Raw genomic sequence first — 18,037 nt, 5'->3', positions numbered from 1 at the left:
TTGGCGTGGCCGAGCATTTCCTGCACGGCGCGGAGGTCTGCTCCGCGGTTGAGCAGATGGGTGGCAAAGCTGTGGCGCAGAGTGTGGGGCGAGTATCCCTTTTTTTGTGCCACGAGGCGGAAATACCGGCCCAGAATGGCATAGAGCTGGCGTCCGTCGAAATCTTTTCCGCTTTTGGTGAGGAAAACCCTGTCTGAGCTTTCCGGCCGGAGCAGTTTTTCCCGCAGGGGCAGCCAAGCCCGGATGGTCTCCGCGGCTTCGGAGCCAAAGGGCACGAGGCGTTCCTTGCTTCCTTTGCCGAAAACTCTCAGCAGCCGTCGTTTAAGGTCGATATCGACCAGGCGGAGTTCTGCCAGTTCAGAGATACGCAGTCCGCTGGAGTAGAGCAGTTCCAGGATGGCGCGGTTGCGAACGCCGTAAACGCTGTCCAGATCGGGGATGCGGAGCAGGGTCAGAATTTCCTCCTCGGTGAAGAAATGGGGCAGGGCTTTTTCAAATTTGGGGCGCTTGACCTTGTCCATGGGATTTTCCGAGATTTTGCCGGTAAGTTTCAGCCAGAGGAAGAAACTTTTCAGGGCTGCGGCTTTGCGGGCCAGGCTGCGGTTTCCAACCCGGCTGTCATGCAGCTCGCGCAGCCAGTCGCGGATCATCTGCACGCTCAGTTCCGCGGCCACCGGCTCGCCGGGGAAAAACCTCGTCACGTAGCCCAGAAACTGGCGCAGGTCGCTGCCGTAAGCCGTGACCGTGCAGGTGGATTTTCCCTCCGCCCGCAGGAATTCCAGGTAGCTTTGTAGTTCTTTTTCCATTATTTAAATACCATGCAGATCATTTTTTGCTTGCCTGATAACTTGTCGAGAAAAAAATAGCACTTAGCCAAGGAGGTTTGATGAATCAGCATATCGCCAGCAGCGCAAAAATAGGCGCCAACACGGTTTTGGGCGTGAACGCGGTCATTTTGGACGACGTCCGGATCGGGGAAAACTGCCTGATCGGGCACAACGTGGTGATCCACGCCGGCTGTGATATCGGAAACAATGTGCGCATCGATGACAACACCATCATCGGCAAAGCGCCGCTTTCCTCGCCGCGCAGCATCTTCAAGCTGCCCGAGGGCCTCAAGCCCACAGTAATCGGCGACGGCTGCCAGATCGGGGCCAACGTCGTGATCTATATGCAGTGCAAGATCGGCCCGCGCAACCTGATCGCGGACCTGGCCACCCTGCGCGAAAACGTGGTGATCGGAGAACTGAACATCATCGGCCGCGGCGTGTCCATCGAAAACTTCGTCACCATCGGCAGCCGCAACAAATTTGAGACCAACTGCTACATCACGGCCTACTCACAGATAGATGATTACTGTTTCGTGGCGCCCTGCGTGGCCACCAGCAACGACAACTATATGGCCCGCGATCCGGAGCGGTTCAAACATTTCAAGGGCGTAACGCTCGAACGCGGTGCCCGAATCGGCGTTAACGCCACCATCCTGCCCGGAAAAGTGCTGGCTGAAGATGCCTGTGTGGCCGGCGGGGCGGTGATTTCGCGCGATGTGCCCGCTGGCATGATCGTGCTGGGCAGTCCGGCCAAACCCCTGCGTGAAGTGCCGGAGGAACAGCTTTTAAAAAATAACCTGGACAAGTCATGAAAGCCTTACTGATCATTCCCACTTACAACGAGATCGACAACATCGCCAAAATCATACCCGCGGCGCTGAAACAATCGCCAGACCTGCACATCCTGGTGATGGACGACAATTCCCCGGACGGAACCGCCGCCGCCGTGAAAGGAATAATGGCCACCGAACCGCGGGTCCACCTGATCGAACGGCCCCGCAAAATGGGGCTTGGCTCTGCCTATGTCACCGGCTTCAAGTATGCCCTCAAAGAAGGCTACGACTACGTTTTGGAGATGGATGCCGATTTTTCCCACAACCCGGACGACCTGCCCCGTCTGCTGGAAGCGGCCGCCAAAAAGGACCTGGTGATCGGCTCGCGCTACTGTCATGGCGTGAACATCATCAACTGGCCTTTCAAGCGCCTGCTGATCAGCTATTTCGCCTCCAAATACGTGCGGCTCATCACCAGGATGCCGGTAAAGGACCCCACGGGCGGCTTCAAGTGCTTCAACCGCAGAGTGTTGGAAGCCATCGACCTGGACAGTATCCTCTCCGACGGCTATGCCTTCCAGATCGAAATGAACTTCCGCGCCTGGGTTAAGGGCTTCCGCATCCAGGAGATACCGATCATCTTCACAGAACGCGTGGACGGAGTATCCAAAATGAGCCGCAACATCGTTTGGGAGGCCGCCTGGATGGTTTGGAGGCTGCATTTCCTGCGCCTGCTGGGTAAGCTTCGCTAGGGAAAGTCCATGCTGGAAAGGATAAACACGCCTCTGGAACGACCGGAGGACACAGAGTTTGACCGCGCGTTGCGCCCGCGCACCCTCAACGAATTTATCGGCCAAAACCAACTCAAACAGCTTCTGGACATCTCCATCAAAGCTGCCAGGCTGCGCAAGGAACCGCTGGACCACGTGCTTTTCTACGGCCCGCCCGGCCTGGGCAAAACCACTCTGGCCAGCATCATCGCGCGTGAACTGGGGGTTGAGATCACCGTCAGCAGCGGCCCGGTGATGGAAAAACCGGGCGACCTGGCCGGCATCCTTACCAACCTCCAGCGCCACGAAGTGCTTTTCATCGACGAAATCCACCGCCTCAGCCACGTGATCGAGGAATACATCTACCCCGCCATGGAGGATTTCCAGATGGAAATCATCCTGGACAGCGGCCCCAGCGCCCGCACCTGGCGCATCAGCGTGGAACCCTTCACCCTTATCGGTGCCACCACCCGCGCCGGACTGCTCACCCCGCCTCTGCGCGACCGCTTTGGCATCGTGCTGAGGCTGGATTATTACGATTTTGATTCCATCTCCAGGATCATCCAGCGCTCCGCCCGTATCCTGGAGGTACCGGCCGATCCTGAAGGCGTGGCTGAACTGGCCCGCCGCAGCCGCGGCACGCCGCGCATCGCCAACCGCCTGCTGCGCCGAGTGAGGGATTTTGCCCAGATCATGGGCGATGGCGTGATCACTCTGGACATAGCGCTGAAAGCCCTGGAGATGCTGCAGGTTGACCACGCCGGCCTGGACGAGATGGACAAGCGCCTGCTCTTCACCATCATGGAAAACTACCGCGGCGGACCTGTCGGCCTCAAAACCCTGGCCACAGCGGTGGGTGAGGATGCCGGCACCATCGAGGAGATATTTGAGCCCTACCTGGTGCAGCAGGGCTTTCTGGAACGCACGCCCCAAGGCCGCAAGGCCACCTTCAAGGCTTATAAGCACCTGGGTGTGAAACCCTCTGATTACCAGCCGGAGATCTTCTGAACCTTGCGGGAAGCCGTAAGCTGAGACCGGCGCAGTCCGCAACCCATTGAAACCATGGGATATAAGGCTAATATTACCAGCAATCTTACCAACCAGGTCCTGAGGGTGCTGGTCGGAGCCCTTACCGGCATTGTAGTGGCGCGGGTTTTGGGCCCGCGGGGGCAGGGTCAGGTGGCCTATATCATCCTCATCTTCACCTTGCTGGGGGATTACGGTAGCCTGGGGCTCAACAACGCCGTGATGTACTTCAAGAAACGCGGCAAGCTGGATACCGGGCATCTTTTCAATGTCAACCTGACCGCTCTCAGCCTGCTGTCCCTGGCTATCGGCGCGGTTGTGCTGCTTTTGCGCGCAACAGGACTGGCCCTGACTGGCTACAATTACCTCTATATCTTCGGCGGGATCGTCTTTGTGACTGCCGATCTGTATTTCTCCTGCTTCCATTCATGGTATATCAGTGACGAGCGCATTCTCGAAAGCAATAAAAGCATCATCATAGTGTTTTTCATCAAAAGCGCCGCCATCCTTCTGTTCTGGCTGCTGGGTTGGTTGACTCCGGCCAGCTTTTTCGGGGTGACAGTTCTGTCCATGCTCTTGAACGCGGTGTTCCTGAGAGCGGGGCTGAAACAGAGTTTCCGGCCGGCATTCGACCTGAATCTGCTTAAGGCAGAATACGCCTATGGGGGCATCCTTTGGCTGGGGGCGGTTTTTGCCTTTCTCCACTACCGGGTGGACCAGATCATGATCAAGCACATACTGGGTGTGAGTGAACTGGGTGTCTATACAGTGGCTGTGAACCTGGCGGAACTGATGTTTCTGATCCCCATCAGCATCACACCAGCACTGCTGGGAAGGCTTTACAATACAGACGATCCCGCCGCCGCGCGACGGGTAATGGCCCAGACCTTCAAGCTGAACCTCTATGTCTGTGTTGTCCTGGCCGCCATCGGCATCCCCTGCAGCCTGCTGATACCGCTTTTCTACGGCCAGGCCTATGCCGGGGCTGTGTATAGCACTGTGGTCCTGCTGGTGGGCGTGGTCTTCGCTTCCCTGGCCAAGGTCGCGGCGCCGCATTTCTTCACCCAGGGCAAGCCGGGCTTCCATCTTGCTGCCACCTTCCTGACCCTGGCTCTGAACGTCGTGCTCAACTTCATCCTGATCCCGCTGAAAGGCATCGGAGGGGCTGCCATCGCCTCCACTGTTTCCTATCTGGCTTACGCGCTGTTCTATCTGGGGCTGTTCCTGTTCCGCGAAAAATTCAGCCTCCGGGAATTGCTGATCCTTAAAGCAGCCGATATACGCGGTTTTTGGAGAAACGATGAGCCAAGCTGACCTCTTGCAGGGACAGGTCTGGCAGGGTGGAGTTTTTTACGACCAATTGCCGGCGGAGTTATTTCCACTTGAATGCGGGCCAGAAGATTTTGTGCGCGTCCTGGTCAGGCTGAATGGCCATTTCCGAATCATTATAGAACGCGGCGACTATATCCTGGCCGCGGTTGACCGGGTCCGTTCCTTACCCCTCTTCTTTGCCGAACAGAACAACCAGTTGCTGATCGGGCCGGACGCCTTCGAATTGCGTTCCATCCTGGGCAAACCGGCTTTGGACGAAAACGCCCTGCCAGAATTCCTGCTGGTCGGCTATACCTGCCTGAATAACACCCTTTTCAAGGAGATAAAGCAGCTCGAGGCAGGACAGTACCTCATTTGGCACAAACCCACGGCCACGCTAAGGATCAAGGATTATTATCGCTACCAGCATGTCTTTGGAGAGCCTGAACCGTCATTGGAACAGCTTGACCGGATGCTGGAAAACATCATCCTTCGACTGGCGGAAAGTGCTCAAGACCGCACTCTGGTGATTCCGCTCAGCGGTGGTTACGATTCACGGCAGATCGCTGTCATGCTCAAGCGCATCGGCTATCCCAAGGTGGTCTGTTTCACCTACGGATCAAGGCTCCACGGCGAATGCGCCACTTCCCGCAAGGTGGCTAAATTCCTCAATTTCCCCTGGCACATAGTCGAGCAAAACCGCTTGATGTGGTACAAGGCATTCCAATCCGAGGAAATGCGGAGCTATTTCCGCTTTTCAACCCATCTTTGTTCCTCGCCCCACGTTCAGGACTGGCTGGCTGTGCAAAAATTGAAGGAATCGGGTCTCATACCCGACGATGCCATCATCGTTCCGGGTTATAGCGGTGATTTTCCCCAGGGCACCAAACTGCCGCAGGTCTTTGGCAACAAAGCGGAACTGGCGAACCATGAATTGCTGGAGGCGATCTACAGGCAGCATTATGATCTTTGGCACTGTTCCAACGACCGTCTCAACGCTATGTTTGCCGAGAGGATCAAAAGCTATCTACAGATTCCCGAACTGGTCAAGGCAGAGATCGCGGCGTCTCTTTTTGATGAATGGGACTGGCGGCAGCGACAGGCGAAGTTCATAGTTAACTGCGTCCGGGTCTATGAATTCTTTGGCTACGATTGGCGTCTGCCCTTTTTTGATCGGGAATACCTGGACTTATGGAGCCGGGTGCCCCTCAAGCTGAGAATAGGCCGTGGATTTTACCTCCAATATCTGGCCAAATACCAGACCGTGCCTGTGCCTGCTTACCATGGCAAGCCTCTCCCACAAAGGCTGAGGGACAAATATGTCCGCATGCAGGTGGGCAACATCATGGACCCCGTTTATGGGCGCATACTTGATTACCGCAACCGCCACGATTATCTGAATACGCGGGTTTCATCTTTGTTCGCCCCCAATCTTAACTATCCCGATTTTGTGAACCAGAATCTCACCATTCTCAGCGCCAAGATCAACGGAATCCAGGCCTTGTATTACCTGCGCGAGTTGCTGTCCGGAAGGCTGGATTGAGTTTCCTTTCCCGCTTGCGCTACAAGCCGCCCAACCTCCTGCGGCCACCTCATAATCTGGCTGAATACCGCGATATCCTTGAAGCCGCGCGTCGGGAAGGATACTCATTTTATACCCTTAAAGGCTTTCTGTTGGCTGGATCTGAGGCGCGGGAGCCATTTCTGATCCTGCGCCACGACATCGATTCACATCCCGCCGCTGCTTTGCGTTTCGCCGAAGCGGAAGAGAGGTTTGGCATCCGGGCCAGTTATTTCTTCCGGCAAAGAACTTGGCGGCCCCGCGTCATGAGCATTCTGCACAGACGGGGGCATGAGGTCGGCTACCACACGGAGGAACTGACGGCTTATGCGGTGCGGCATCATCTGAAGCATAAACAGGAAGTGTTGGACGCCCTTCCGCAGATACGAAAAGAGTTTTCGGAAAACCTGGCCAGGCTGCGGCAGACGGTCGGTTTTGAGTTGGATTCAGTAGCTGCTCACGGTGATTTCACCTATCCCGTGTTGGGCCTGGGCAACCGCATGGTGCTGAAAGATGGGCAGTTGCGCCGCGACATGGGCATTCTGTATGAGGCCTACGATGAAGACCTGATGGCCAGATACAGCAACCATGTGAGCGACAAGCCAGTTCCCCAGAACTACCATCCCGCCCCGCCTTTGGATTATATTGGCCACAGGGAGGGATTCCTGCTTTTGACCCATCCCCGCTGGTGGGTGGCTGACCCGGTTGGCAACCTGTTTTCCGATCTTAGGGAGAACTACCGCAAACTCAGGTGGTGAAAGTTCTCCGGAATATCTGGCAAGCTATTTGGAAGCCCTTGCCCTGATGGCCAGATAGCTGTATCTGTCGCCTGAGATTCCCGCCAGCCGGTCCAGGATTTTCCACAGGCCCAGGGGAAACCGGCGACAGAGGGCATTGATTTTGAAAAGCTCCAAGGCCCTGTGGTAAAAGCGTTTCGTTGCCTTCGTCCGGAAGCCGCTTTTCACCAGCAAGGCACTCAAGGATTCCCGGTCGAAGCTGTGCAGATGCGCGTTCATGGGAGTTTTTTTGTTGCAGTGGATGCAGAGCGAATAGCGGATAACTTCTTTGTAAGGCACTGTCACCAAAAGCGTTCCGTCCGGACTGAGCCTTTCCAGGATGCTGCGCAGAGCCAATTCCGGCTCAACCAGATGTTCCAGCACCTCCAGGGCAACGATGAGGTCGAATTTTCCTATGTCCGGGATCGCACAGGCGTCAGCGCAAACTATTCTGATTGATGGGTGTTCCCTCTTTATTCTGTCCAGGTTTTCCTCGCTGAGGTCCAAAGCGGTCACCTCTGCCCCCAGCTTTGCCGCAGCCAGACTGAACCAGCCCCTGCCGCTGCCCACATCCAAAACACGCATCCCCGGTCTGATCTCGCATAGCGAAAGGGTGTACTGTGTCCTGCGGATTTCCCCCGGGGTGAGTCTTTCGCGGCGAAAATAATCGAAAACCAGAGCGTCCTGGCGGTAATGTTCCTTGTAGTCCATATTTTGTTCCCTATAAAGGTGTTGCGTTCATTGTTCAGCTAGCCTCAGGTTGCTGGAACTACCTCAGGCTGGCTCGGGTACTTTCCCGGTTGAGTCTTGCATGATTTTCAAGCTGGATGTAGCCTGCCGACGATTGGTGGTGCGGTCAAGGAAAATATTCAACCGGACTCGTATTATCCTTATTCAACAGCACGATAGCTGAAGAAATGATTTACTTTTCGGCTCATTTTCAATTAGAGTGGGCAAATCCCTCCGGGCTTTTTTGGGTCGAGCACAGCGCTCACTTGATTTGAAAGATAGCCCTAATTGCCCGCCCGCAGCGCTGTCCTGCCAGCCACACCCTTAGCGCCTTCGTTTATCCCTCTCCCACGCCTCCCGTATGATCCTCGCATCAAATGCGGGCATCATGCGGGTGGCGCGACTGGGAAATAGGAAAGCGCCTTAACGGCCGGTCGGCATCGCTTCTACACGGCTATATGCTGGCGTCGAGCGAGGAACGAGCATCGACGGCAGCAATAGCTCCTGTAGTCCAAGCTCGCAGGCTTGCTGGACTTCAGGCTGAGTGGAAGGTCGACGTCTCCTTCTACCAACAGCCAGATTTGAAAGAGAGCATAAACAAACGGCGGGACCTCCATCCGCAAAGGGATGGTGATCCCGCCTGGCTCTTATAATAGAAATGGATCAGGGGAAGTTTATCTGGATGTTCTTAACTTCCGGATACTTACTCAGATGCTCGCGAATCTCCTCGGCAACGTTTTCGCGCCATTCGTCGAAACTCATCATGTTCATGTCGATGAGCACATCGCCGTTGTCGAAGCCGACGTATTTGACCATTTTGAGGGAAACTATGTCCTCTCCCACCTGGGGGTAGATGATCTTTTTGAGCTCTTCGACGATGGTGTCTTTGCCAAAGTTGGGAACTTCCTTGAGGCCGTGGGCGATTTCGTAGTTCGAGATGGCGGTTTGCAGTGTGTCGGCTGCCAGCACAGAACAATGGACCTTCACCGGCGGCAGGCCGTCCAAGGCTTCCATGGCGTCGCGCCAGCTTAATTTTTTCGCTTCATCGAGGGTTTTGCCTTTGGCGAGTTCTGTGATGATGGACGCGGTGGCAATGTTGGAGGCGCAGCCGTAGGAAAGGAAACTAATGTCTTCTATCGTTTTGGATTTTTCATCTATCTTCAGATAAACCGTAACCTGGTCGCCGCAAGCCGGGCTGCCCTCAGTGGCCTGGGCGTCCGGGTCTTCCATTTTACCAACGTTGCGGGGGCGCATGAAGTGGTCCAGAACCTTCTGTGAATATTGCATTTATTTCTCCTCGGGATGGGTTGAGCGGTAGAGGGGACTGCGCTGGCGCAGCGAGGCCGTGATTTCGGCAAGGCGTTCCACCGCGAAATCGATTTCCTCTTTGGTGTTGTATCTGGATAGGGTGAATTTCATTGAACCATGTGACTGCACGTGGTTTCTGCCCATTGCCATAAGCACATAGCTGGCTTTCAGGCCCTGGGACGCGCAGGCTGAACCTGTGGCAACCGTGATGCCCTGCATGTCCAGCATCATGGTGATGGCCTCGCCCTCGATGTAGGCAATGGAGACATTGATGTTGTGGCAGGCGCGCCCTTCGCCGCGGGGGCCGTTCAGCTCTATCTCCGGGATGGTGGTTTCCAAACGCCGCAACAGATGGTCAGAAAGCTCTCTGAGTTTGTTTGTGGTGGCGTCCAGATCGGCGAAAGTAAGTTCGGCGGCTTTCACAAACCCGGCGATCAAAGCCAGGCTCAGGCCTCCGGTCTGTAGAGGATCGAGGCGGTTCACGCCGTGGATGACCTGGGCCAGTTTGATGCCGCTTTTCACGTAGAGGGCGCCAATGCCCTGCGGACCGTGGATTTTGTGCGCTGAAATGCTGAGGGTGTCCACGCCCAGGGCTCTAACGTCCAGAGGCAGCTTGCCATAGGCCTGTCCGGCATCGGCATGCCAGAATATCCGGTGCCCGGCTTCCGCCAGTACCCTGCCGTAGGCTTCGATGGGCTGGATGGTGCCCACAACGTGGTTCACGATAGTGCTCAAAAAGAGGATGGTATCCGGACGGATGGCCGCTTTCAGTTTGTCCGCGCTGACCAGGCCTTCGGAATCCGGCTCCAGATAGGTCACTTCGAAGCCCTGTTTTTCCAGCCAGGCGGCGTTGGTGAGCAGGTCCGGATAATCCACCACGGAAACAATGGCGTGTTTGCCGGCAGAGCTGTGAGCCCAGGCCAGGCCTTTGATGGCAATGTTGTTGGCCATAGTGCCGCCGGAGGTGAAATGAATCTCGGGACCGGTGGCGTTCAGGGTTTTGGCTATCGCTTCATGCCATCCCGAAAGCGCCGAGCTGGTGGCCTCGCCGGTGCTGACAAAGGGGGATGGATACCAGAATCGCTCACTGAAGTAAGGACGCATGGCTTCCAAAACTTCCGGAGCCAGTGGTGTGGTTACGCAATTATCAAGATATATCTTTCCGGGATTCATTCTTTCTCCTGTTTGAAGATTTTGGCGATGCGGGACAGACTGTATTTCCTGAACAGGTCGCGCTGCCTGGCTGCCAGATCGCTGAACAGCGGCTGCAGGGTGCAGTCATCCCCCAAACAGAACTGCTTGCCCATACCGCAGTCCAGTTCCAGATTGCGGTCTTTCACGGCTTTCATTATGTCGTAAAGGTTTATCTGGCCTGCCGGTCGGGCCAGGGTGTAGCCGCCGCGCGATCCATGGCTGCTGGCGATCAGTCCAGCCTTTTTGAGCGCTCTAAGCAAATGCTCCACATACTTTTTGGGCAACTGCTGGCGTTCGCAAATCAGATTCGCGGAAACGCTGGATTTGGCAGGAATCTCCAGCAAGGCCCTCAGAGCATATTCTGTCCTTGTGCTAACGGCCATTTTTTCTCCTTGGCATGTTCTTCTAAACATATAGTAATTTGCTAGGCTATCCAAGGCAAGGAAAATCCCCGGGCTTTTCTCCGCCATTGACAGAATTAGCCTCCGGCAGAAACTGGCTTTGGAAGATGATATGATCGAAGTAACAAAGCTTGGCTGCGCCTACGATGACAAGATGGTGCTCAGGGAACTGGACCTGAGCCTGGCGGGCGATGAGTTCACGGTTTTGGTGGGGCCAAACGGTGCGGGGAAATCTACCTTGGTTTACGCGCTGCTGGGGTTTCTTCCGGCGCTGGAAGGCGAAATACGCCTCCAGGGCAAGCTTCTCAATGCTTACAAGCGTTCCGAGCTGGCCCGTCTGATCGCTTTCGTGCCGCAGGAAAGCGTGTTTCAGTTCGATTATCCGGTGCGTGACATCGTGCTGATGGGACGCTATCCCTATCTGGGCCTTATGCAGAGCTGGCTTCCGGCTGATCTGGAGGCTGTGGAGGAGGTGCTGGAGCAATTGCAACTGAGTGATTTGGCCGACAGATTCTATTCCCTGCTCAGCGGCGGCGAAAAACAGCGGGTGCTGATCGCCCGGGCGCTGGCACAGAATACGCCTTACATTTTTCTGGACGAGACTCTTTCCCAACTGGACATCAACCACCAGGTGGAGATCATGGCCTTGCTGCAGCGGATTGTTCGCGACAACGGAAAAGGCATTTTGCTCATCTCCCACAACCTCAATCTGGGAGCCAATTTTGCCGACCGAATGGTCTTTCTGGCCCGGGGGAAAGTGCTGGGCAGCGGAACCCCGGAGGAAATGATGCGCCCGGAGCTGCTGCGAGAGCTGTTTGGCATGGAACTACAGACCATGCTCAACCCGGCCAGCGGCAAACCCAACCTCTTATATCCTAACTCATTATGAAAAGAATTCTATTTCCTCTCCTTTTACTTGTGATGGTGACGGGTTTGAACTCGGCTGTGATCGAGGGCCAAGTCGTCAACCCTTCCGGGAAAGGCATTTCCTCGGTGCTTATATCAGACGGCCTGATACAGATTTACAGCTCCGAAGACGGAATGTTCAGAATCTCCACGAAGGCGGATTCTCTGTCTTTTAACCGTTTGGGCTACCAGTCCCGGACCCTGGCGGTGGCGAAAGTGGGAAAGCGAGTCACGTTGAAGCCGGAGCCGGTGGTATTGCCCAAGATAATCGTCAGCGAAAGCGCCTGGGACATCTTCTCGCCGCCGGTGGACAGGGTGGCTTTGCCCGTGGACCCTGACCGGCATTATTACCTGGCTGGGGATGTGCTAACATCAAGCGCTTCAACCCATTCCGGTGACGTGCGCCTGGCCGGGGAAAATCAGGGCATCTCCATTTTGGGCAATCTGCCACGCCACAGCCTGATCATTCTGGATGGCGTGGCCCTCAACCCCGATGGCGAAAGTTATGACCTTTCCCTGATCGACGCGGAGAACATCGAATCGATCGAACTGATCAAAAACAACGCCTCCGTCTATGGCGGCGGCTCCGCTATTGGCGGAATTTTGAACATTCGCTCCAGACAGGGTCGGAACACGGGCAGGTCAGACTTTTCCCTAGGCACGGAACTCGGTTCTTTCGGTCACGCCCAGACCACGCTGGCTTTTGGCACCTCATACAGGAACTGGGATCTGAGGATAAACGCCTCGCATCTGGACACGGACAACGATTTTCCCTACAAAATGCCGGACTGGTGGGCACCGGACAGCCTTTTCATCCGCGAAAACAACGCCAAGCGCCAAAACTCCCTTTCCGCCTCGCTTTCCACCTCCTTCAACCAAGCCCGGCTCAGCCTCCAGAGCGACTACGTGTCCTTCCACCGGCAACTTCCGGGAACGGTGAATTTTTCGGATGTCTATCGCTATGCATTTTTAGAGGGTTACACCAATCGAAACCGCTTCACTCTTAGTTCACTGCTGCTGGGTTTGAAAGCCGATTTGCTGGCTTGGATGAACCATGACGGCACCCTGTATGACAACACCCAGGCTCCCCTGCCGGTTTTCCTCTCCCAATACAGGCAACAGCTTCTCAACACAGGCCTTAGGGGCAGCCTGGGCAAGGAATTTAACCTCACCGCAGGTTTGAAGCTGACTGCGGGACTGGCCGCGGAACTGGGTTCTGAGCGTTATCAGAACCAAAATTTGCTGCATCCGGCCAACGACCTTGACCACCGCTCCGGTTTTGCCAATGCCAGCCTGAAGAGCGCGATGGAACTCGATCTTGGTGACATAGCCTGCAACGGCGCTGGAGCTCTGCGTTATGACCACGCCAGCTCGACAGACAACCTAAGCTGGCGTCTGGAGGGCAGCGTAAAACGCTTCGGTTATGTAGAAAGTACGCTGGGTGGGACTTTGGGTACATCCTTCGCCCTGCCCTCGCCCTATGATCTGTATTGGAAGGGCGATTCGCAGCCCATCGGCAATCCGAACCTTGCCAGTGAGAGGTCGAAAGGATGGCAGCTTTGGCTGGACAACCGTCTGGGCGCCTTCAACTTACGCGCCACCTGGCATCACAACACCATCGACAGCCTCATCCAGTGGCGTCAGGTGCAGATGTTCGGCAACGTCTGGAAACCCCTGAACATCGGTCGGGCGAGGATTCGCAACCTCGAACTCGAAGCCGGATGGGAACCGCTGGAGTGGCTGAATCTATCCGGGGCTGCGCTGATAACCAATGCCCTCGACCTCAGCACAGAATCACCCGACAGCGCTCCGCGGCTGATGTACACGCCGGAGCTGAGCTATACTTTAAAACTGGACCTGAACTGGCCGAGGTTCAATTTTTGGAGCTCCTACCGGTTTACGGGGGAGCAGTTTACAACTCCGGACAATCTTTCTTCGCCCCTGCCCGGTTACGACCTGCTGGATCTGGGTACGGCGGTGAACATAGAACTACGGGGTTGGACCCTTTCTCCCCATTTCAGCGTTCGCAACGTCCTAAACCGCAGCTATTCAGTTTACGCCTATGTTCCTCAACCCGGGATTTCTTTCCTGGGCGGCATCACCCTCCGCGTGAGCGACTGAGCTATTTCACCACACTGAATTTTAACAGAACCGAAGTTCCCTTCAAAGGCTTCAACCGCGCGAGATAGACACCTGAAGCCTTGTCCGCGAAAGGAATTACGTGTTCGGTTTGGTTGAAGCTGAAATCCTTGCTCAGCACCTTTTGGCCGCGAATGTTATAAACTTCCACCAGCATTGGCTCCACCGTCAGGTCATAGGATTTGGTCACAACCAGTTGGCCACCATGGTAATTCACTTTGAATAAGGATTCCGGAACATCCCCGTGCCCGCTATGATCTGAAATAAAAAGGATTTCCTCGCTGCCGGCAGTGAAAATGTCCACGCTGTAACCATCGTCTTGATATGACAGGCTGAGTTCATGCAGATCCCGCGCCGCGTTGCTGGCCATGGTGACTTTGAAAGTATTTTCCAGCGGGGTTGTTTCAACCGCTGTGATATTTACTTCCTCGATGTCGAGCATGCGGTCGAAGATGTCTTCCAGCGGGGCGATCCACAGGCCTCTGTGGTTGCGGTAGTAGTCCAGCATTAGCAGCATGTCGTCCACATCGTCTCGGATCTCGTAGTCTCCGGTGGGCGAAACCTGCTAAAAGCTGTAGACGGTGTCTGATTGCCACTGGCAGAGGTGGGTATAGGCGATATGCAGCCCCCGTGCGGCGATTAGGGCGTCCAGGTTGTCCGGGGTCATCATATATTTCATACTCAGGGGGTTGTAGATGCCGTGATACTCCCAAACCTCGCATCTGGTGCGGCCAAAGAACCAAACTGGCTTGGTTAGGGAAGTGGCTTCGTAAACCCGGTGTGGCAGACGCCAGGCTTCGTCATATGCGTTGAAGGGATTTGTATGTGGGGTGTCGCCAGGCCAGATGTAGTCGATGTTGCTTTGGTTGATCACATCGCCCACGAATTGCAGGCTGTCCGGATAGAGGCCGTTATATGCGATGTCTTCGGGGTTAAAAGGCACAGAGTGGTCGATCCAGCAGCGGATGTTCAGGTGCGCGAGGTCATGAAGGATGGCCTGCTCGTTGCTTCCAGGCGGGTCCTCCTGCATTGTGTAAGTGTGCCAGCCTATGCGGTTTCCATTGGCGTGAATCAAATTCCACATGTCTCCCAGCGCGGGTTGGTTCACACCGAAGATGGTGGTGGAGATGGGAATGTTTCTGGCGAAAAAGCCTTTGGTGTAATAACGTGGATTGGCGGGGTTGTTGCTGCCTTCAAACACTGCCTTTAGTCGGTTAAGTGATTCGTCGTCGGCGTCGTTGCTGATGCAGAGAGCGGCTTTGCGGTCGCCCGGCCAGCGGTTTATGTCCAGCAGCAGGGGTTTTTCGCTAAAGAGCAGGAAGCCCCAGCGGTGTGAGTCCCCAGCCTGTTTGTACATGGCGTTGCGCAGCAGGCTGTTCAGCCGGGTGACCTGGTCGAATTGGCGGAAGAAGTGGGCGCGGTAATCATAGAGCACGATCTGGTTGGCACTGAGGCCTTCCACCCCTTCGCAGCCGGCATAGCCGGAAGCCACGATCCAGAAGCGTTCGTCCCCGTTAGAGAATTCCACTGCCTTGTCCATGAAGGGCCCGATCGTGCGGTTGAGGCTGGGATCACGGCTCTGGATGGCTCTCACGCCTTTCAGCTCCGCGCTCACCGGAGCCTGGAGATTGTCCATGGTCAGGATCAGCTCGTGAAGCCAGGTTTCCTGCTTGAAATCAGCACGAACGTCGAAAAACCAGGCTTGGGAAAGATAGGAATTCACGGGCGAAACTTTAACCTTGAGGTCCAGTTCGGGGGATGAGAACACGATCACCGTGCTGTCAGGCCAATCCTGTCTGGAGGGAGTAAAAACCAGGTCCGGATAACTGTATTCGTTCACCCTTTTATCAGCCTGGACGCTCAGGTCAAAACTGATGTCGCCAAGGGTCAGGCTGGTCGGTCCCGCTCCCAGTGAGACAGCCACGGCAGCCAACACCATGATCAATAAAATGGTACGTGTCATCGATCCTCCTTTGAATCTTCCCTGCCTTACTTCCGTTTGGGCCAACAGGCCGGGCACATACTCGGTCATAACTTGTTTTGATTTTGCAAATAACATTCCAAACTCTTTCAGGCCTCACTGATAGAGGAAACGCTTAATCTTCTGCGTAGCCGTCTTTTCGAAAGGTTCCCGCTGTTGGACTATCTTTTTAATTCGCGAAAAGGCGGAGAGGTTGAGGTTGGCAGCCGTCTTGATCTCTTCCAGGAGAAGGTTCAGATTTCTCTGATAGTTAACGCTGCCTGTTTTGTCCGGATGGTAGTGTTTTTCCAGGTATTCGGGGTTCAGGAAGACACGCGCGGTGAGCTGTCCGCCCACTTCCAGCACCAGGGATTCCAGAACAGCTTCGTGTTCATTCAGCTTGTTTTCCACCTCCTCAGGATAGATGTTTTCTCCGGAGGCGGCCACGATCACGTTTTTGGTGCGGCCGATGATATAGAGGTAGCGGTTTTTGCGCAGGATGCCAAGGTCGCCGGTGCGAAAAAACCCGTCTTCCGTGAAGGCTTCCGCTGTGCGCTGAGGGTCTTTGTAATAACCTTTCATCACCGAATCACCCTTCACAAGGATTTCGCCGATGCGGGTTTTGGGGTCGGGATTGTCAATGCGCACCTGCAGATGCTCCAATACATGGCCGGTGGAACGGAAGCGCGTGGACTGGGGATTGCTGCCGGCGATCAGCGGCGCCGTTTCCGTTAGTCCATAGCCGATGGCGTAGGGGAAGCCGGCTTCGTTCAGAAAGCGTTCCACTTCCCAGGATAGCAGCGCTCCGCCGATGCCGAAGAAATGCAACTGGCCGCCGAATGTCTTCATCAGTTTCTTGCCGGCGAGCTTGTGTAGCAGCTTACGGGTAGGCGGCATTTTGTAGAGGTTGCGGAACAGCGGATTGGCTGTCAGTTGCGGATGCTCCTGCATCTTGAATATCTTTTCGATGATCAGCGGCACTGTGAGGATCATGGTGGGCTTGATCTTTTGCATGGCCGGGACCAGCACCCGCGCCGTGGGCGGTTTGTCCAGATAGTAAATGCAGGCGCCGCACATCATCGGAATGATGAACCCCACCGTGCATTCATAGGTGTGGGAGAGCGGCAAAACCGAAAGCAGGCGGTCTGTTACCTTCACCGGCTGGAACTGGGTGGTGATCCAGGCATCCAGAACCAGGTTTTTGTGGCTCAGCATCACGCCCTTGGAAAACCCGGTGGTGCCGGAAGTATAGATCAGCGCGGCAAGGTCGTCCTCGTGGACTTTGCCGTCGAACAGCCCCACTGCCTTGAGGGCGCGGCTGCTTAGCTTCTGCAACTGTTTAAGTGGCTCGTAGATAAGGCCGCCGATCAGGTCTTTGGGAGCTTTGTGTTCCAAGAGTTCAAAGTTGTCGAGGGCCACCAGGGTGATCCTGGGGTCCAGGTCCGCGTAGCCGATTTTGTCGTAATGGGCGCCGGAAACGAAGACCATCCTGGCCTCTGAGTGGCGCAGAATGTTCAGGATTTCGTTCACGTGAAAATCCGTGAGGATGGGCACCACCACAGCGCCCATGGAGGTAATGGCCAGATAGGCAATGCCCCAGTTCGGCATATTCTGGCCCAAAAGCGCCACCCTGTCGCCTTTCACGATGCCTTGCTCTTTCATCATGCGCACCAGGCCATCGATATGCTTGCGCATTTCGCCATAAGTTATGGGTTCGCCATCCACGTTTGATAATGCCGGCTTGCGGTTGTATAGTTCACAGGACCTGTCGATCATGCTTTTCAGGGTAAAGTCAAAAGGAGGATTCACTTTTTCTTCCAGTGGGTTCATCATAATCTCGACAGCCTCCAGAATACCGGGATTTCCTGTCAAGCTAAGTTTTTCCGCATACGTCCTTAGCCCTGTCCATTTTGCCTATAAGTTGCCTCCCGAATAATACCCGCATGGCATGGGGGAATAATACGGGAGGCTAGCAAGGGGTGAAGAAAAGACGGCTAAGGAAGTGGCACCAGCCTGACATACAATTGGTTAACAGATTGTGCCGCAAGGAAGAATATCTTCTAATCCTTCCGTGAAAACTTGAGCAAAACCTGAGCTGGGCGTTGGCCAAAAACATCCCCATGCGCCCTGTGGAGGTTGTTTCAGGATAAAATACAATAACTGATAAAAGAGGATATCTGTAGATAGAAAATTGTGGCAGGACGGTGGTAACGCTGTTGAGTCCCCAATGTTGGTGTAAATTCCAACTCATTGTTTCTCTGGTTGTTTGAGGGCATCTGATATCCCTCGTTACTCACTATCTATGTAAGGCCAAACGACCAATTGCATTGTTTTTCATCTTCGTATTTCAGTC

The 18,037-nt window shown here is 55.1% G+C and carries 16 protein-coding genes; 8 read left to right on the top strand and 8 right to left on the bottom strand.

The window, feature by feature from the left end; all coding sequences use genetic code 11:
- On the bottom strand, window positions 1-806 hold an 806-nt coding region (locus tag GX466_04770; GenBank protein NLH93515.1), incomplete at its 3' end, for a tyrosine-type recombinase/integrase.
- 80 nt (window positions 807-886) lie between these two features.
- Between GX466_04770 and GX466_04765 the strand changes: the two genes are divergently transcribed.
- Genes GX466_04765 through GX466_04740 form a run of 6 tightly spaced genes read left to right on the top strand, consistent with a single transcriptional unit; the run spans window position 887 to window position 7,029 of the window.
- On the top strand, window positions 887-1,642 hold the full coding sequence (locus tag GX466_04765; protein NLH93514.1) for an N-acetyltransferase: 756 nt from the start codon (window positions 887-889) through the stop codon (window positions 1,640-1,642).
- Complete coding sequence (locus tag GX466_04760; GenBank protein ID NLH93513.1) at window positions 1,639-2,355, top strand: polyprenol monophosphomannose synthase; 717 nt, start codon at window positions 1,639-1,641, stop codon at window positions 2,353-2,355. Before GX466_04765 ends, GX466_04760 begins: the two co-directional genes overlap by 4 nt.
- A 9-nt stretch (window positions 2,356-2,364) precedes the next feature.
- Window positions 2,365-3,381 (top strand): Holliday junction branch migration DNA helicase RuvB, encoded by a 1,017-nt coding sequence (ruvB, locus tag GX466_04755; protein NLH93512.1) that lies wholly within the window; start codon window positions 2,365-2,367, stop codon window positions 3,379-3,381.
- A gap of 54 nt (window positions 3,382-3,435) precedes the next feature.
- Complete coding sequence (locus GX466_04750; protein ID NLH93511.1) at window positions 3,436-4,713, top strand: oligosaccharide flippase family protein; 1,278 nt, start codon at window positions 3,436-3,438, stop codon at window positions 4,711-4,713.
- Entirely contained in the window at window positions 4,700-6,253 is a 1,554-nt protein-coding gene (locus GX466_04745) for a hypothetical protein (GenBank protein NLH93510.1), read from the top strand. Before GX466_04750 ends, GX466_04745 begins: the two co-directional genes overlap by 14 nt.
- Window positions 6,250-7,029 (top strand): hypothetical protein, encoded by a 780-nt coding sequence (locus GX466_04740; protein ID NLH93509.1) that lies wholly within the window; start codon window positions 6,250-6,252, stop codon window positions 7,027-7,029. Before GX466_04745 ends, GX466_04740 begins: the two co-directional genes overlap by 4 nt.
- A 24-nt stretch (window positions 7,030-7,053) precedes the next feature.
- Here the strand turns inward: GX466_04740 and GX466_04735 are convergent, their stop codons facing one another.
- The 4 genes from GX466_04735 to GX466_04720 form a co-directional block, all read right to left on the bottom strand.
- Complete coding sequence (locus GX466_04735) at window positions 7,054-7,758, bottom strand: class I SAM-dependent methyltransferase (protein NLH93508.1); 705 nt, start codon at window positions 7,756-7,758, stop codon at window positions 7,054-7,056.
- A gap of 681 nt (window positions 7,759-8,439) precedes the next feature.
- Window positions 8,440-9,063 carry a DUF59 domain-containing protein gene (locus GX466_04730; GenBank protein NLH93507.1) on the bottom strand — a complete coding sequence of 208 codons (624 nt, stop codon included), beginning with the start codon at window positions 9,061-9,063 and terminating at the stop codon, window positions 8,440-8,442.
- The gene (locus GX466_04725; GenBank protein NLH93506.1) at window positions 9,064-10,257 is read right to left on the bottom strand and encodes a cysteine desulfurase; all 1,194 of its coding nucleotides are present in this window, start codon (window positions 10,255-10,257) and stop codon (window positions 9,064-9,066) included.
- Entirely contained in the window at window positions 10,254-10,661 is a 408-nt protein-coding gene (locus tag GX466_04720) for an Rrf2 family transcriptional regulator (protein NLH93505.1), read from the bottom strand. The genes GX466_04725 and GX466_04720 overlap by 4 nt, the downstream gene beginning before the upstream one ends.
- 130 nt (window positions 10,662-10,791) lie before the next feature.
- Here GX466_04720 and GX466_04715 point away from each other — a divergent pair, with 130 nt between their 5' ends.
- Together GX466_04715 and GX466_04710 are read left to right on the top strand one after the other, a co-directional pair.
- Window positions 10,792-11,568, top strand: a complete 777-nt coding sequence (locus GX466_04715; GenBank protein ID NLH93504.1) for an ABC transporter ATP-binding protein — start codon at window positions 10,792-10,794, stop codon at window positions 11,566-11,568.
- Between the two features lie 44 nt (window positions 11,569-11,612).
- Window positions 11,613-13,706, top strand: coding sequence for a TonB-dependent receptor (locus tag GX466_04710; GenBank protein NLH93503.1), 2,094 nt, complete (start codon window positions 11,613-11,615; stop codon window positions 13,704-13,706).
- Window position 13,707: 1 nt separating this feature from the next.
- On the opposite strand, the gene GX466_04705 is transcribed toward GX466_04710, so the two are convergent.
- The 3 genes from GX466_04705 to GX466_04695 all read right to left on the bottom strand — a co-directional run bounded on the left by GX466_04705 (window position 13,708) and on the right by GX466_04695 (window position 17,514).
- Window positions 13,708-14,250, bottom strand: coding sequence for a T9SS type A sorting domain-containing protein (locus GX466_04705; protein ID NLH93502.1), 543 nt, complete (start codon window positions 14,248-14,250; stop codon window positions 13,708-13,710).
- Window positions 14,251-14,289: 39 nt separating this feature from the next.
- Window positions 14,290-15,687, bottom strand: coding sequence for a hypothetical protein (locus GX466_04700; protein NLH93501.1), 1,398 nt, complete (start codon window positions 15,685-15,687; stop codon window positions 14,290-14,292).
- Window positions 15,688-15,801: 114 nt separating this feature from the next.
- On the bottom strand, window positions 15,802-17,514 hold the full coding sequence (locus GX466_04695; protein ID NLH93500.1) for a long-chain fatty acid--CoA ligase: 1,713 nt from the start codon (window positions 17,512-17,514) through the stop codon (window positions 15,802-15,804).
- Between the last annotated feature and the right edge of the window lie 523 nt (window positions 17,515-18,037).

The sequence above is a fragment of the Candidatus Cloacimonadota bacterium genome (genome assembly GCA_012516855.1).
GTDB lineage: Bacteria > Cloacimonadota > Cloacimonadia > Cloacimonadales > Cloacimonadaceae > Syntrophosphaera.
The sequence above is the reverse complement of the archived record's forward strand: the minus strand, read 5'-3'. Positions and strand labels throughout refer to the sequence as shown.

What these genes read in the sequence shown, in the direction of transcription:
- GX466_04700 (NLH93501.1), bottom strand. Translation starts at nt 15,687, where the DNA reads ATGACACGTACCATTTTATTGATCATGGTGTTGGCTGCCGTGGCTGTC.
- GX466_04750 (NLH93511.1), top strand. Translation starts at nt 3,436, where the DNA reads ATGGGATATAAGGCTAATATTACCAGCAATCTTACCAACCAGGTCCTG.
- GX466_04720 (NLH93505.1), bottom strand. Translation starts at nt 10,661, where the DNA reads ATGGCCGTTAGCACAAGGACAGAATATGCTCTGAGGGCCTTGCTGGAG.
- GX466_04695 (NLH93500.1), bottom strand. Translation starts at nt 17,514, where the DNA reads ATGAACCCACTGGAAGAAAAAGTGAATCCTCCTTTTGACTTTACCCTG.
- GX466_04735 (NLH93508.1), bottom strand. Translation starts at nt 7,758, where the DNA reads ATGGACTACAAGGAACATTACCGCCAGGACGCTCTGGTTTTCGATTAT.
- GX466_04715 (NLH93504.1), top strand. Translation starts at nt 10,792, where the DNA reads ATGATCGAAGTAACAAAGCTTGGCTGCGCCTACGATGACAAGATGGTG.
- GX466_04760 (NLH93513.1), top strand. Translation starts at nt 1,639, where the DNA reads ATGAAAGCCTTACTGATCATTCCCACTTACAACGAGATCGACAACATC.
- GX466_04745 (NLH93510.1), top strand. Translation starts at nt 4,700, where the DNA reads ATGAGCCAAGCTGACCTCTTGCAGGGACAGGTCTGGCAGGGTGGAGTT.
- GX466_04725 (NLH93506.1), bottom strand. Translation starts at nt 10,257, where the DNA reads ATGAATCCCGGAAAGATATATCTTGATAATTGCGTAACCACACCACTG.
- GX466_04730 (NLH93507.1), bottom strand. Translation starts at nt 9,063, where the DNA reads ATGCAATATTCACAGAAGGTTCTGGACCACTTCATGCGCCCCCGCAAC.
- GX466_04765 (NLH93514.1), top strand. Translation starts at nt 887, where the DNA reads ATGAATCAGCATATCGCCAGCAGCGCAAAAATAGGCGCCAACACGGTT.
- ruvB (NLH93512.1), top strand. Translation starts at nt 2,365, where the DNA reads ATGCTGGAAAGGATAAACACGCCTCTGGAACGACCGGAGGACACAGAG.